The organism is Flavobacterium soyangense (assembly GCF_015277675.1).
Classification (GTDB): Bacteria; Bacteroidota; Bacteroidia; order Flavobacteriales; family Flavobacteriaceae; genus Flavobacterium; species Flavobacterium soyangense.
In genome coordinates, this window is record NZ_JADHEC010000014.1 from 41,684 (window position 1) to 57,583 (window position 15,900).

A 15,900-nucleotide genomic window follows, 5' to 3' on the forward strand; every position below is an offset into this window, starting at 1 on the left:
ATGGAAACAACATTCAAAAATAAAGTAGCATTGGTAACAGGGGGTTCATTCGGAATTGGTAGAGCCACAGCCATAGCTTTCGCAAGAAAAGGCACTAAAGTTGTCATTGCCGATTGGATAGAAAATCAGGAAACGATGGATTTAATCAAAAATTTGGGTGGCGAAGCCATTTTTGTAAAATGCGATGTTTCGAAAGACAATGATGTAAGGGATTTGATCGAGAAAACTATTAGCACGTTTGGACATTTAGATTATGCATTCAACAATGCCGGTATCGAAGGAATAATGGCCTCCACTGAGGATTGTACGGAAGAAAACTGGGACAAAACCATTGGTGTCAACCTGAAGGGAATTTGGCTTTGCATGAAATACGAAATTCCGGAAATGCTAAAAAGAGGTAAAGGAGCTATCGTTAACTGTGCCTCTGTCGCTGGACTGGTGGGTTTTCAAGGATTGCCGGCTTATGTCGCATCAAAACACGGTGTAATAGGTCTTACAAAAACAGCCGCATTAGAATATGCTAAACTCGGAATCCGAGTAAATGTAGTTTGTCCCGGCGTTATTCAAACCCCTATGATTGATAGACTTACCGGAAAGAAAAAAGAAACCATAGAACAGTTTACAAACTTGGAACCTATAGGACGTTTTGGATATCCTGAAGAAATTGCAACCGCAGTTATTTGGTTATGCTCGGATGAAGCCTCTTTCGTAACCGGATTGGCAATGCCCGTGGACGGTGGTTTTGTGGCGCAATAATTTTAAAATAGTATTCACTTAAAATCATACAAAATGTATACCTACGAAGTAAATCTAAAGTGGACAGTCAATAGAAAAGGAGTCTTAAGTTCTCCTCTTTTACCACAACAAATCGAAGTAGCAACACCTCCTGATTTTCCCAAAGGAATGGAAGGAGTTTGGACACCGGAACACTTATTAGTGGCATCGGTAAATGGCTGCTTAATGACAACATTTCTGGCTATTGCCGAAAATTCGAAACTGGAATTCATCAGTTATGAAAGTGATGCTGTTTGCAATATCGCCATAATCGAAGGCAAACACGCCATCACCGAAATTATTTTGAAACCCAAAGTCACTATCCCTCATACGCAAAAGCAAGACAGGGCAATTCATATTCTTGAAATGAGCAAAAGAACTTGCTTAATTTCCAATGCGATTAAAGCTACTATCCTATTAGAACCTGAAATTATTGTGGAAAAAGTATTGGTTTAAAAAGTAAAAAAATGATTACAACCAAAAATAAAACGGAACACAATCTTTCGAATTATGACAAAGTTCGAGCCTCTTTCTCGTGGGAAAATGTTACTCTAGAATTAAGCGGTTTGCCCGATCGAAAAGGATTGAATATCGCTCACGAAGCTGTTGATCGCCATGCAAAAAGTCATTCAAAAAATGTGGTGGCACTTCGTTTTATTCACAAAGACCGAAGTTTTAGCGATTTTACGTATTCTGATTTGCAGCAACAAAGTTCAAAATTTGCGAATGTTTTGCAAAAATTAGGCATCCAAAAAGGGGAACGAGTTTTCGCCTTAGCTGGAAGAATCCCAGAATTATATATTGCCGCCTTGGGAACTTTAAAAAGTACGGCTGTTTTTTGTCCATTATTTTCTGTTTTTGGCCCTGAGCCAATTCTCCAAAGATTGAAAAAGGGAGAAGTCACCGTTTTGCTAACTACTTCTTCCCTTTTTGAAAAGAAAGTAAAACAATTAATCGACCAACTTCCTTCGCTTCATTATGTCATTCTCAGCGATGCAGTTGAACATATTTCGGATAAAATTCTGTCTTATTCCAAACTTATGGAACAGGCCAATACCGAATTTATCATTCCAGAAACCAATCCGGAAGATTTAGCCTTACTGCATTTTACCAGCGGAACAACTGGAATGCCAAAGGGAGCTTTGCACGTTCACAATACAGTACTCACCCATTATATCACGGGCAAATATGTGCTCGATTTTCACGAAGGCGATGTTTTCTGGTGCACTGCAGATCCGGGTTGGGTAACGGGAACTTCTTATGGTATTATTGCGCCTTTGGTAAATGGTGTAACCAGCATTATCGACGAAGAAGAATTTGATGCCGTAAGATGGTATTCGCTTCTCGAAGAACACAAAGTCAATGTTTGGTATACCGCTCCTACCGCCATCAGAAGATTGATGCGAATGGATATCAAACCATTGGAAAATTACAATCTCGAAAACCTCCGAATTATCCTGAGTGTGGGCGAACCACTTCATGCCGAAGCAGTGATTTGGGGAGAGAAAACTTTTGGTTTCCCAATTCTCGACAATTGGTGGCAAACCGAAACTGGCGGCATTATGATTGCCAATTATCCTTCGATGAAAGTAAAACCCGGTTCTATGGGAAAACCATTGCCTGGATTGGAGGTAGCAATTGCCGAGGTTAAAGACAACCAAATACAAATCCTTTCGGAACCCAACTTACAAGGACATTTGGTTTTAAAAAAAGGATTTCCATCTCTCTTCCGTGGCTATTTGCACGAAGAAGAGCGGTACAATAAATGCTTTATTGGCGAATGGTATCTCAGCGGTGATTTGGCTAAAAAAGATGCCGATGGCTATTTCTGGTTTATCGGTCGTGCCGATGATATTATTAAAACTTCGGGACATATGGTGGGACCTTTTGAAGTAGAAAGCACGCTGATGCGGCACTCAATGGTTGCAGAAGCGGCGGTAATAGGAAAACCGGAACCCCTAATTGGCGAATTGGTAAAAGCTTTTGTGGTGTTGAAAAATGGAAGCATTCCAAACGAGGAAACCAAGATGAACATTATGGGTTTCGCTCGAAAAGAATTGGGACCGGCTGTCGCTCCCAAAGAAATTGAATTTGTCGAGAATATTCCCAAAACCCGAAGCGGCAAAATTTTGCGACGATTACTAAAAGCTAGAGAACTCGGATTGCCCGAAGGCGACATTTCGACCTTGGAACAAATATAAAAGACTGTAAAGGAAAAACTAATTTTTTAAAAATTTCAATTATGACACTCTTTAAAAAAATATATTCGAAAAGTAAAATACTCTATTTTATTGTTGTCCTTCTTTCGTTTCAAGGATGCCAATCCCAAGACAAGAAAAACGAAAAAGACATTGAAGAAATTCAGAAAAGCGCCATTGGTTACACCGATAAAGTTTCTTATACTGGCAATGTAGATTTCAAAATGGCTGCAAAAATTGCCACTCCAGGAGTAGTGAACATCAAATCTACTTTCAAAACAAAAATGCAAAAATCTGAAAATCAGGGTCAAAATGATTTTTATGATTTACCGGATGCCTTCAAAGATTTTTTCAAAAATGATCCTTTTTTCAGACAATTTAAATTCGAACCAAACTATGATTCTGAACCAATAATCGGCGGTGCATCCGGAGTTATTCTTACTCCAGATGGTTATATTGTTACCAATAATCACGTGGTAAAAGATGCCGACGAAATTGATGTTACTCTTTACAACGGAAAATCTTATAAAGCAAAAATTATTGGCACTGACCCACAAACTGACCTTTCTCTCATTAAAATTGACGAAAAGAATCTCTCCTTTATTATGTTTGGCGACAGTGACAATATTGAAGTGGGTGAATGGGTCGTAGCAGTGGGAAATCCATTTAATCTCGCATCAACTGTTACAGCAGGGATTGTGAGTGCAAAAACCAGAAACCTAAATATTTTAAGGGATCAGGGAGCAATCGAATCCTTCATACAAACTGATGCCGTCATGAATCCGGGTAACAGTGGCGGAGCATTGGTCACATTAGACGGAAAACTCATTGGCATTAATACAGCAATAGCAACACCAACAGGCGTTTATGCAGGTTATGCTTTTGCCATTCCTGTAGATATCGTAAAAAAAGCTACCAATGATTTGATGAATTTTGGTTCTGTCAGTAGAGGTTTTTTAGGAATAAGCATCCGCGATATGGACAGCAAAATTGCTAAAGAAATTAATATTGACCGTGCCAATGGCGTTTATGTTGACAGTGTAGCAGCCACCGGAGCGGCAAAAGAAGCAGGTGTTAAAGCCAAAGATGTAATCATCCGCATTGATGGTATTGAAACAACGACATCAGCAAAATTACAGGAAATTGTAATGCGAAAACGTCCCGGTGACAAAGTAAAAATTACGCTGATACGAAACGGTAATGAAAAGAAAGAACTAATTGCTACTCTAAAAAAACAGCAAACAATTTCTAAAAATATTAAACCCGAAAATGATGAATTACTAAAAGATTTGGGAGTCGAACTTGCCCCAATCAGCAAGGAAGACCAGAAAAATTACAAGGTAAAAAACGGTTTAAAAATCACCAAATTGTATAACGGTAAACTAAAACGAAACACCAATATAAGGGAAGGATTTGTGATTACGAGAGTCAATAATAAAGAAGTTTCATCAGTTAATTCCTTTATTGAAGCCGTTGAGGCACAGCAAGGAGGCATAATGCTTGAAGGGAAATATGCCGGTGATCCAACTAATTATTATTACGCTTTTGGAATGTAAAATTTAAATAATATGACACAATCAGTCGAAATACAAAAACCGCTGGATATAAAAAAAGAGCTCCTTATTTTATATCAAATGATGCTTATTCGGCGATTTGAAGAAAAAGCAGCCGAGCAATATACCAAAGCCAAAATCAGGGGATTCCTGCATTTGTACATTGGCGAAGAAGCCGTGGCTGTTGGCGTGACACAAGCATTGAATGATGATGACAATGTGTTGAGCACGTATCGCGAACACGGGCATGCGTTGGCTCGCGGAATTGATGCCGATTTTATAATGGCAGAAATGTACGGCAAACAACAAGGATGTTCTAAAGGTCGTGGTGGTTCGATGCACTTGTTCGACACATCTAAAAAATTTTATGGAGGCAATGCCATTGTTTGCGGCCATCTCCCGATAGCGGTGGGAATGGCATTAGTGTCCAAAAAACAAAAGAAAACGAATATTACTTGTTGCTTTTTTGGCGAAGGCGCTGCTGCCGAAGGAGAATTTCACGAGGCTATGAACCTTGCAGCATTATGGAAAGTTCCTGTTTTGTTCGTTTGTGAAAATAATTTATATGCGATGGGAACCGCCATTCGATTCACGCATTCTATGCAAGAATTAGAAAAAAAAGGTGCTGCTTACGGAATAGAATCTTCGTCCGTGGATGGAATGGATTTGATGAAAGTGATGGATGCCGCAAATAGTGCCATACATAAAGTAAGAAGCAGCAGAAAGCCTTATTTGTTGGTCTGCAATACCTATCGTTTCCGAGCGCATTCTATGTTTGATGCCGAATTATACCGTGACAAAAAAGAAGTCGAAGAATGGAAAAAATACGATCCAATTCCACAATTTCAACAGTATTTATTACAGGAAAAATTAATTACAGAAACCGAAATCGATGAATTTGAAAAGAAAATAGAAAAGAAAATTCAAAAATCAGTGGACTTTGCCGAAGCAGGAACTTGGGAGCCCATTGACCAATTGACACGATTTGTTTATAGTGAAAACAAAAGCTGAAATAATAAAATTATGGAAGTGTCCCAATTGTGAACGTCAATTTAAACGGGAGAACCAAAGTCATTCCTGTAAAAATTTTCCATTGGAACAACATTTTTTCCGAAAAGAGAAAGGTAAAATGTTGTATGAAAAATTTAAAATGGCTGTCAAAAATCAGTTAGGTTCATTTAAAATTGAGTCTTTGGAATGTTGTATTCATTTTGTCAGCACATTCACATTTGCAGCTATTAAAATATTCAAAGATAAAATACGAGTAGATTTTAGTCTAGACCATAAAATAGAAAGCAAACTGATCAAAAAGTATATCCAAATGTCCTCAAGCCGTTACCTGTACTATATTGATATTATCAGTGAAGATGAAATTGACGGGAAATTGATGGAATGGATTCAAGAAGCATATAATAAAAAGTAGAAAAATAACCCTTAAAAAAATATAATTATGGAAAATAAAATTTTTTGTCAAAGTTGCGGAATGCCACTTGATACTGAAACAATAAAAGGAACCGAAAAAAATGGTTTGAAAAGTGATGAATATTGCAAATATTGCTATGAAAATGGCGTTTTTAAACACCCAAAAATGAATTTGGAAGACATGAAAAAAAATGTGGAAAACCAAATGAAAAAGTTGGAACATCACGAATATGCCATACAAAAAGCCATAAATATCTTGCCGTCATTAAACCGTTGGAAAACGAAATAAAACAACTAAAAAATCAAAATCATGAATATCTATTCCTATTGTCAAAGTTGCGGTATGCCACTTAACAATGAAGATGTAAAAGGCACTGAACGAAATGGTTTAAAAAACGATGACTATTGCAAGTACTGTTATGAAAATAATGATTTTAAAAATCCGGAAATCAATTTGGAGGAAATGCAACTCAAAGTAAAAAATAAAATGGAAAAAATGAATCAACCCAGTTACTTGATTCAAAAGGCCATAAACATTTTGCCTACATTAAAACGTTGGAATAACAAACATTAATACTGATTCACAAGTGAAAAATAATGCCGCCAAAATAAACAGTACTTATCGAGAGGCTTTAAAACAAGGGCTTCGAGAAGCTTTGCAAAACGACGAACGTGTTTTCCTGATGGGAGAAGACGTGGGCCGTTATGGCGGCGCATTTGCAGTTAGCAAAGATTTACTACAGGAGTTTGGTGAAGAACGCATTATGGATGTTCCGCTTTCTGAATCGGGTTTTGTGGGTGCTGGAATTGGAGCAGCTTTAGCTGGAATGAAACCCATAGTCGAAGTGATGACAGTCAATTTCAGTTTACTTGCCATGGATCAAATCGTGAATAATGCCGCAACCTTGCTACACATGTCGGGAGGACAATTAAATGTTCCCATTGTAATACGAATGGGCTGTGGCATTGGCAAACAATTAGCAGCGCAACATTCGCACAGTTGGGAACCTTTTTATGCGCATATCCCGGGATTGATAGTTTTGTCGGTTGGCACGCACGAAGATGCAAGAGGAATGTTACTTACAGCGCTTAAAAGTCCGGATCCGGTTCTTATTTTCGAATATACTTCGATGCTAAATTCAGAAAGAGAAATCGCCGCCGATGCTGGTGCTGTTGATATTTCCAAAGCAAAAGTCTTGAAAGAAGGAAAGGACATTTCCATCATCACTTATGGCACCGGGGTTTATAAATGTCTGGAAGCAGCGGCTGAATTAGCAACCATCGGAATTGATACCGAAGTTCTCGATTTAAGAGTTTTAAGACCATTGGACGAGGAAACTTTTCTTGCTTCGGTGGCTAAAACCCACCGGGTACTTATTGTAGAAGATGCTTGGCGTTCAGTGAGTATTTCTTCGGAAATAAGTTCCAGAATTATGGAAAAAGCATTTTACGAATTAGATGCTCCCGTGCAACGATTGTGTGGTGTCGAAGTGCCTATTCCTTACCCTTTACATCTTGAAGATGCAGCAATTCCGCAGAAAAATGACATTGTAAACGCAGTCAAAAAAATGATGAGCCATGATTGAATTTCAAATGCCCAGCCTTGGCGCTGATATGGAAGCCGGAACACTTATCGAATGGAGAAAAAAACCGGGAGATGCTGTGAAACGTGGCGATATTATCGCGGAGGTTGAAACACAAAAAGGATTGATTGAAATTGAAGTTTTCGACGAAGGAATCATCGGTGAACTTTTGATTAAGGAAGGCACCAAAGTTCCGGTGGGAACCGTAATGGCATTGATTAATCCGACCGAAACCACATTGGAAACAAGAAAAGAAACAATTTCTGAAAAACCAACAGTAAAAATTCAGCCAACGGAAGAAAAAATAGTCGAAAAAGCTACAGCAGAAAAATTCGAAGAAAGGCATATTAAAGTTTCTCCTTTGGCAAAAAGAATTGCAACAGAAAATAATATCGATCTTTCGCAGATTCAAGGAACTGGAGAAGACGGCTCCATTACGAAAGACGATGTCGAAAAAGCTATCTCTCAAAAAGCAAAAATTGAAAAAAAAGAAGAAAAATCCCTTCCTAAAAATTTGGCAATTCGGTCAGCGATAGCTGCAGCAATGAGTAAGTCCAATACCGATATTCCGCATTATTATTTGGAAAAAAGAATTGACATTACAAAAGCATTGGCTTGGTTACGAGAAGCAAATAGTAAACGTCCAATACAAAAACGGCTTTTGCCAGCAGCATTATTGATTAAAGCTGTTGCGAAATCACTTATTGATTTTCCGGAGCTAAATGCAATTTGGGATAACGAAGTGCAAATAAAAAAAGAAATAAATATCGGTTTTGTAGTTTCATTACGTGGTGGTGGCGTTATTATTCCCGCCATTCACAAAGCATCTGAAAAGAGCATTGATGAAATTATGGAAGCCTTGAATGATATGATACCAAGGGCACGAGCAATGAAATTACGCAGTTCTGATTTAAGCGATTCTACCATTACCATTACCAGTCTGGGCGAAGGCGGTGCCGATGTAGTTTTTGGTGTAATCTATCCGCCACAAGTGGCAATTATCGGCTTTGGAGGAAGTTCCCAACAACCTTTTGCCGAAAACGGAATGTTAGGCATTAGAACTGTTTTCACTGTGACATTAGCTGGTGATCATCGTGCCACGGACGGACTTATAGGAAGTGATTTTCTGGTTACTTTAAACAAACAATTACAAAATCCTGAAGCATTATGAACGAAGATGAAATAAAAAAACTGGTTTTTCAATTACTGAAACAAATTGCGCCAGATACGGAACCTTCAACCTTAAAACCCGATGAAAATATTAGGGATACACTTGATATTGACTCGTTTGATTCTTTGCAATTCTTGGTTTCGCTGGATGAAAAATTAGGAATTGAAATTCCCGAACAGGATTATGGAAAAATTACCACACTGAAAAATTTGGTTGACTACATTTTGGGTAAAATAAAATAGATTTTCAGTATCAAAAAAGCATCTTTTATGATTACAGATGTACTTTTTGAGGTGAGTTATAAATTCAAAATTAATTCAGATGAACTGGCATTTACTATCTATCACCGAAATTGCTGAGTTGCTAAAGTCAAATCCTTCAGGCATAAGCAACAGCATTGCCTTACAGCGCTTGTCCGAATACGGAAAAAATGAGATTGAGGATAAGAGGAAAAAAACCATTTTGCAAATGATCCTCCATCAATTGACCGATTTTATGATTCTTGTACTTATTGTGGTAGCCATTGTCTCAGGGATTTTGGGAGACCTGACAGACACCATAATTATACTTGCCATCATTGTCATCAATGCCGCCGTGGGTTTTATTCAAGAATACCGTTCTGAAAAAGCGATAGAAGCCCTAAAAAATATGGCTCCAAGTTTCGCAAGAGTTGTGCGCGAAGGCTCGACACTAGAAATTACCGCTACCGAATTAGTCCCCGGAGATGTGGTGTTGCTAGAAGCCGGAAACATAATTCCTGCCGATGTTCGGTTTTTTGAAACACATCAAATCAAAGTGGACGAATCTGCGCTGACTGGCGAATCGCATAATGTCGAAAAAAATTGCAACATACTTCCGAAAGGCGATTATTCTCTAGGCGACCGGATCAATATGGGATTCAAAGGAACCCATATTACTAACGGACGAGGTATTGCTTATGTTATGGCAACTGGTATGAACACCGAACTTGGGCTTATCGCCAAAATGATTCAAACTGACGAAAAATCAACTCCTTTACAAAGGAGATTAACTGCTTTTGGCAAACGATTATCGGTTATCGTGTTATTTATTTGTACCGTGATTTTTGTTATTGGCTGGTGGCGTGGTGAAGATGCATTAACGATGTTGCTCACTTCAATTTCCCTCGCCGTTGCAGCCATACCCGAGGCTTTGCCAGCATTGGTAACTATTGCATTGGCTTTTGGCGCTAAGCGATTGGCAAAAAGCAATGCGCTAATTCGTAAACTTCCGGCAGTTGAAACACTTGGCTCAGTTACCTACATCTGTTCTGATAAAACAGGAACACTTACCTTAAATAAAATGACGGTTCAGGAAACTTACGAAATTCCTAACCGCGATTCCAGTTCTACTTTTCTTGAAAATAGCGTCTTGCTCGATGCAATGGCTTTGAACAATGATGTTTCGAAAGACAGAAACGAAAAATGGTTAGGCGATTCCACCGAAGTCGCTTTGGTGCAATTTGCTTTCGAAAAAAATAAAGAGAGAACAGATTTAGAAAAAAAATTCCCAAGAGTTGCCGAAATCCCTTTTGATTCTACCCGAAAATGTATGACCACTTTTCATAAAACCGAAAACCTGAATGCTGGACAGGCAGGAGGAATTATGGCCATTACCAAAGGTGCCGTAGAAATTATATTAGAAAAATTAGTTGAAAGCCAAAAATCCCTTATTCCAGAATTGGAGTCCAAAGCCAATGAAATGGCAGAGAAAGGCTATCGCGTGATTGGTTATGCCGTAAAAAAAATGGATACTTTGCCGGAATTACAAGATTTTGATGCTGTAGAATCCGGATTGACCTTAATAGGATTTGCGGGAATTATTGACCCGCCAAGAGAAGAAGCAAAACAAGCCGTTGCCGAGTGCAAACAGGCCAGGACAATTCCCGTAATGATTACTGGCGACCACAAACTTACCGCCATAGCCATAGCAAAACAATTAGGAATACTTACATCCAAAGAAGATTTGGTGTTAAGCGGTCCAGAACTAGCCGCATTAACGGAATCACAATTTGACGATATTGTCGAAAGAGTTCGCGTTTATGCCCGTGTAAATCCAGAACAAAAATTAAAAATCGTCAATGCTTTGCACGACCGAGGACAAATAGTTGCCATGACTGGTGATGGCGTAAACGATGCGCCAGCACTCAAGAATGCAGATATTGGCATCGCCATGGGAATCAACGGTACCGAAGTTTCAAAAGAAGCATCGCACATGATATTACTGGACGATAATTTTGCCACCATTGTTGTTGCAGTCAAACACGGCCGAAAGGTTTTTGACAACATTTTGAAGTTTATCAAGTACATCATGACCGGAAATTCTGGAGAAATTTGGGCTATTTTTCTGGCTCCATTTTTTCTGTTGCCCATTCCGCTTTTGGCCATCCATATCCTTTGGATTAATCTTGTCACCGATGGTTTGCCGGGGCTTGCGCTAGCTTCAGAACCTGCTGAAGCTAATATTATGAGAAGACCTCCACGAAAACCTAAAGAAAATATTTTTTCACACGGAATGGGAAAACACATTTTATGGGTCGGATTATTAATGGGAATTACAACTTTGGGAATTCAATATTGGGCAATAAATAGTGGAGACACACATTGGCAAACGATGGCTTTCACGGTTTTATGCTTCAGCCAAATGGGACACGTAATGGCGATTCGTTCTGAGCGAGAATCACTTTTTAAAATTGGAGTGTTTTCTAACAAGCCACTTTTGGCTGCCTTATTTCTTACCGTCGTACTTCAATTGATACTTATTTATTCACCGTTTTTTAATGGTGTTTTCAAAACACAACCACTTACTATTTATGAATTGGCAATAACGCTTGCCGTATCAAGCATAGTGTTTTGGGCTGTTGAAATCGAAAAATGGGTAAAGAGATTAAAAACTAAAAACAAATGAACAGATTTATACTTCAAACCATTGACTATTTCTTTATTTTCTTTCATAGCGTTCTTATTGTGTTTAATATTTTTGGTTGGATGATTCCAAAATGACGGTTTGCCAATTTAATTTCTTTATCGCTTACTGCTTTATCGTGGTTTGTATTGGGTATTTGGTATGGCATTGGTTATTGTCCGTTTACGGATTGGCATTGGAAAGTGCGCCAACTTTTAGGCTACAATGATGAAAGCAGTTCTTATATCCATTTTCTGATTATAAAAATATTTGGAGTCAATCTACCGGAAAATTGGGTTGATACAGCAACGGTAATTATGTTTTTTATGGCATTTTTTATCAGTATTCACTTGGCTACAAAAAAACGAATATCCAAAATAAAGTAAAAGACTTAAAGTGTTAATAATTAATATTTTATTCTTAACTTTATATGCAAGATAAGTTTAAAAGTCACTGTTTATTTTAAGTAAAATCAGGTATAATCACTTTAAAATTCAGAAAAATGAAAGGATCATTTAAACTCGGAAACATAGCCGGAATAGGTGTGTTTATTCACTGGACATTCTCTATACTCATCTTTTTTATTGTTTACGTCAACTATAAAGCAGGTCAAAATATAGTCCAGATTGCTTGGTCTGTACTATTTATATTATGTGTTTTTGCCACGGTTTTATTGCATGAATTGGGACATGCCGTAACCGCTAAGAATTTTAACATTAAAACCAACGACATAACCCTTTTACCCATTGGCGGAATTGCCCGTTTAGAAAGACTGCCCGAAAAGCCTTCAGAAGAATTAATGGTTGCCATTGCGGGACCAATGGTAAATATTGCATTGGCATTGCTAATATCCTTTTTTATCCAATATCCCAATACTTCTGAAGAAATGATGGCTAAATTATCTGGCGGTATCAATGGTAATAACTTTTTACTCAATTTTTTTCTGGTGAACATTTTTTTGGCGCTATTCAATTTAATTCCTGCTTTTCCTATGGATGGAGGTAGGATGCTCCGCGCCGTTTTATCGTATAAATTAAAAAGAAATGTTGCTACTAAAATTGCGGCACGCATTGGACAATTGTTAGCAATTGGTTTCATTATTTTAGGATTTTCATACAATCCGTTTTTGATTTTCATTGGAGTATTTGTCATAATGGCCGCACAAATCGAAACAAACTATACGGAGTCAAAATATATGCTCAAAGGCTACAAAGTCAGAGATATTTTAATGAGACAATACCCAACTATAGATTGCAATGAAACACTGGAAACAGCTGTAAAATTGATGCTTGATAGTCAAAACAAATATTTCCTGGTGACGGAAAATGGAATTCCTATGGGTACACTCAACCGGGATCAAATCATAGAAGCTCTTTCTAAAAAAGAGGAAGACGTAAATCTATCTTCCATTATGGATAGAAGTCTTATTTTTCTGGAAGCCGATTCCCTTTTGGAGGATATTTTTGAATTAATATATAAACATAAATCAACTTTAATGCTTGTCGTAGAAGACAACCAACTCATTGGCACCTTAGACATGGAAAATCTTTTGGAATTTATTCTGGTAAATGAGGTTAAAGCAAAAAGGATTCATGCAAAATAACAAAACTACATTATCCACAACAAAATTTGCAGTGCTGGTTCATAGCGGCGAAGACTATTTTTCTAGATTAGAACGGATAATTTTGGAAACTCAAAGTGAAATTCATATTCAGACTTACATATTTGATTATGACACCATTGGCAAAAAAATAATTACTGCATTAAAAATAGCCGCTTCCAGAAATGTCAAAATATATATTCTGATTGATGGATTTGGTTCGTTTTCATTCCCTGAAGAAGTGATAAAAGAGCTTAATGAAACAGGAATCAATATCAGGTTCTTCTCCCCATTTTTTTCTGCAAATTCATTATATATTGGCAGAAGGCTACACCATAAAATAGTCGTTGCAGATTCAAAAATAGCATTAATTGGCGGAATCAATATTGCCGACAAATACCGCGGAACACCAACAGCTTTGCCTTGGCTTGATTATGCCGTAGAGTTAAATGATGAGAAGATAGCTTTAAGTCTTCAGAAATTGTGTAGCGACATTTATTTAAGGAAAAGGATTATTCGAAGAAAAGAAATCAAATCTGTTATTGGAACTGCTGAACAATTCACAATTAGCGTTCTTCAAAATGACTGGCTGAAAAGAAAAAACGAAATCTATAACGCTTACATAAAAAACATTGGCAACGCCAAAAAAGAAATCATAATTGTAGGCAGTTATTTTCTTCCTGGAAAAAAACTGCTAAATTCCTTAAAAAAAGCATCCCGAAATGGCGTAAAAATTAAATTGATTCTGTCCGGAATATCCGATATTCCTATGGCAAGACGAGCCAGTTGCCATTTATACGCAAAACTCCTGAAGTATAATGTTGAATTATACGAATGGAAAAAATCTATTTTGCACGGAAAAATTGCCGTGATTGATAACAATTGGACTACAATTGGCTCCTTCAACCTGAATAATTTGAGTTCGTTTGCGAGTATCGAAATGAATGTAGGAATTAATTCGGCTGAGTTTGCGAATAATTATCTTTTGCATCTCAATGAAATTATGGAGCAATGCGAAAAAATCACTCCTGAAACTTTAAAAGTAAGATATAATTTAACATCAAAATTCACCAATTGGGTTTCCTATTGGACAACAAGAACGATTGAAATAGTGGTAACTTATTTACCCCATAAACGATTTAGGAAATTTTATTAGAAATCAGTTCTATAACCCAATCCAGAGTAAATTTTTATGATTCTAATACCAATTTATAAATATATTTTTTGTAACTTTATACTTGTAGATTTTAATTTAAATATCTGGTATTAAATACATTAAAAATTAAAATTGGTTTTAAACTTGAATATGGAACCGAATAAAAAAATAAAAAAAGAAGAATGGATTAAGGAAGATTTGAAAAGTAAAATTCCAAAATTGAACAAGAAAATTATTTTTGTCCCTTGTAAAAACGAATTAAATTTCAAGTTTATTCCAAGATTTCATCAGCATTAGCTGATGAGGAGTCGTGAGTCACAACTCTGTAATTGAATGCTTTTTCAAGCAACTATGTTTAAAAGGATCTCCGCAGAGCTCCGAACCTTTTAAACCCGTGTTCTTAACTGGAGTGGGAATTTAGATTCCCGCTCCATTAATGATATAAAAGCTATGGATTTTACAAAATACAAAAAAGATTTTACCGATGAAGCCACTAAAATGGGCTTATCAAAACGTAATATCCAAGATTGTTTGGATTATGCCGAAGTTTTGGTTTCTCATAACGTTTCAGTGATATACAACCCTTCGCATCTTTCTGCACTTGTGGGATACAAAAAAGAATACCTTAAAAAAGCAGCACTTCATACCTCCTATTTTTATCGAAATTTTGAAATCACCAAAAAAAACGGCAAGAAAAGACCCATTTCTGAGCCACTTCCAAGTTTGAAGGAAATCCAAATCTGGATTCTTAAAAATATTCTTGAAAATATACCGGTAAGTCCTTTTGCCAAAGCCTATAAACCCAAAATGCGTCTTATAGAAAACCTAAAATTTCATAAAAACCAGCCCAAAGTATTCACGCTGGATTTGGAAAATTTCTTCCCATCCATAAAAATTGAAGCTGTCGAAAAAATATTTCTTAAATTGGGTTATTCTAAAATAGTTTCGGAACTTCTTGCCAAACTCTGCACAAAAGATAACGCTTTGCCACAAGGCGCTCCAACAAGTCCGTATCTTTCTAATTTAGTTTTCAGAGATGCTGATGCAATCATTTCTGAATTTTGTAAACAACGAAAAATCAAATACACTCGTTATGCAGATGATTTGAGTTTTTCAGGAGACTTTGACGAAAATGAATTGCTCGATAAAGTAACCGAGACCATCAAAACCCTTAATCTTCGCATCAACGAAAGCAAAACAAAACTGATGACACCAGATATGAGACAAACGGTAACAGGAATTGTGGTCAACAACAAACCTCAGGTCGAATTTAATAAGCGTAATGAATTGCGACAAGCGATGTATTACATTAAGAAATTTGGTTTTGAAGAACATCGTGTATATAAAGAAATTAGTCAGGCAAATTATCTGGAACATTTGTTGGGAAAAATAAATTTTGTGTTACAAATAAACCCAAAAGATTATGAGTTTTCAGCATACAAAGCATTGCTCATTGAACTAAAAAAGAAACAGAATTTGAAAATTAAAAAGGAATTGCCGTTGCTCTTATAAAATGAAAAT

At 37.0% G+C, this 15,900-nt stretch carries 16 protein-coding genes; all 16 read left to right on the forward strand.

Features of this window, described 5'->3' with window-relative positions:
* The 16 genes from IR213_RS07975 (at position 1) to IR213_RS08050 (ending at position 15,891) form a co-directional block, all read left to right on the forward strand.
* A complete protein-coding gene (locus IR213_RS07975; RefSeq protein WP_194311782.1) occupies positions 1–756 on the forward strand; it encodes an SDR family oxidoreductase in 756 nt (251 codons plus the stop codon).
* Positions 757–789: 33 nt separating this feature from the next.
* Positions 790–1,230 carry an OsmC family protein gene (locus tag IR213_RS07980; RefSeq protein WP_194311783.1) on the forward strand — a complete coding sequence of 147 codons (441 nt, stop codon included), beginning with the start codon at positions 790–792 and terminating at the stop codon, positions 1,228–1,230.
* Positions 1,231–1,241: 11 nt separating this feature from the next.
* A complete protein-coding gene (acsA, locus tag IR213_RS07985; protein ID WP_194311784.1) occupies positions 1,242–2,975 on the forward strand; it encodes an acetate--CoA ligase in 1,734 nt (577 codons plus the stop codon).
* 41 nt (positions 2,976–3,016) lie between these two features.
* On the forward strand, positions 3,017–4,528 hold the full coding sequence (locus tag IR213_RS07990; protein WP_194311785.1) for a trypsin-like peptidase domain-containing protein: 1,512 nt from the start codon (positions 3,017–3,019) through the stop codon (positions 4,526–4,528).
* 12 nt (positions 4,529–4,540) lie between these two features.
* A complete protein-coding gene (gene pdhA / locus IR213_RS07995; RefSeq protein WP_194311786.1) occupies positions 4,541–5,536 on the forward strand; it encodes a pyruvate dehydrogenase (acetyl-transferring) E1 component subunit alpha in 996 nt (331 codons plus the stop codon).
* An 82-nt stretch (positions 5,537–5,618) separates the two neighbouring features.
* Positions 5,619–5,948: a DUF5655 domain-containing protein gene (locus IR213_RS08000; protein ID WP_194311787.1), complete on the forward strand. Its 330-nt coding sequence runs from the start codon at positions 5,619–5,621 to the stop codon at positions 5,946–5,948.
* A 27-nt stretch (positions 5,949–5,975) separates the two neighbouring features.
* Positions 5,976–6,236: a zinc ribbon domain-containing protein gene (locus IR213_RS08005; protein WP_194311788.1), complete on the forward strand. Its 261-nt coding sequence runs from the start codon at positions 5,976–5,978 to the stop codon at positions 6,234–6,236.
* A gap of 21 nt (positions 6,237–6,257) precedes the next feature.
* Entirely contained in the window at positions 6,258–6,521 is a 264-nt protein-coding gene (locus IR213_RS08010) for a zinc ribbon domain-containing protein (RefSeq protein WP_194311789.1), read from the forward strand.
* A gap of 13 nt (positions 6,522–6,534) precedes the next feature.
* Positions 6,535–7,533, forward strand: a complete 999-nt coding sequence (locus tag IR213_RS08015; RefSeq protein WP_194311790.1) for an alpha-ketoacid dehydrogenase subunit beta — start codon at positions 6,535–6,537, stop codon at positions 7,531–7,533.
* Positions 7,526–8,701 (forward strand): dihydrolipoamide acetyltransferase family protein, encoded by a 1,176-nt coding sequence (locus IR213_RS08020; RefSeq protein WP_194311791.1) that lies wholly within the window; start codon positions 7,526–7,528, stop codon positions 8,699–8,701. The genes IR213_RS08015 and IR213_RS08020 overlap by 8 nt, the downstream gene beginning before the upstream one ends.
* Complete coding sequence (locus IR213_RS08025) at positions 8,698–8,943, forward strand: acyl carrier protein (protein WP_194311792.1); 246 nt, start codon at positions 8,698–8,700, stop codon at positions 8,941–8,943. Before IR213_RS08020 ends, IR213_RS08025 begins: the two co-directional genes overlap by 4 nt.
* A 79-nt stretch (positions 8,944–9,022) precedes the next feature.
* Positions 9,023–11,626: a calcium-translocating P-type ATPase, PMCA-type gene (locus tag IR213_RS08030; protein WP_194311793.1), complete on the forward strand. Its 2,604-nt coding sequence runs from the start codon at positions 9,023–9,025 to the stop codon at positions 11,624–11,626.
* 110 nt (positions 11,627–11,736) lie between these two features.
* On the forward strand, positions 11,737–12,009 hold the full coding sequence (locus IR213_RS16285) for a DUF2784 family protein (RefSeq protein ID WP_317173135.1): 273 nt from the start codon (positions 11,737–11,739) through the stop codon (positions 12,007–12,009).
* A 116-nt stretch (positions 12,010–12,125) separates the two neighbouring features.
* On the forward strand, positions 12,126–13,226 hold the full coding sequence (locus tag IR213_RS08040) for a site-2 protease family protein (RefSeq protein WP_194311794.1): 1,101 nt from the start codon (positions 12,126–12,128) through the stop codon (positions 13,224–13,226).
* Entirely contained in the window at positions 13,216–14,379 is a 1,164-nt protein-coding gene (locus tag IR213_RS08045) for a phospholipase D-like domain-containing protein (RefSeq protein WP_194311795.1), read from the forward strand. The genes IR213_RS08040 and IR213_RS08045 overlap by 11 nt, the downstream gene beginning before the upstream one ends.
* 450 nt (positions 14,380–14,829) lie before the next feature.
* The gene (locus IR213_RS08050) at positions 14,830–15,891 is read left to right on the forward strand and encodes a retron St85 family RNA-directed DNA polymerase (protein ID WP_194311796.1); all 1,062 of its coding nucleotides are present in this window, start codon (positions 14,830–14,832) and stop codon (positions 15,889–15,891) included.
* Positions 15,892–15,900 lie beyond the last annotated feature (9 nt).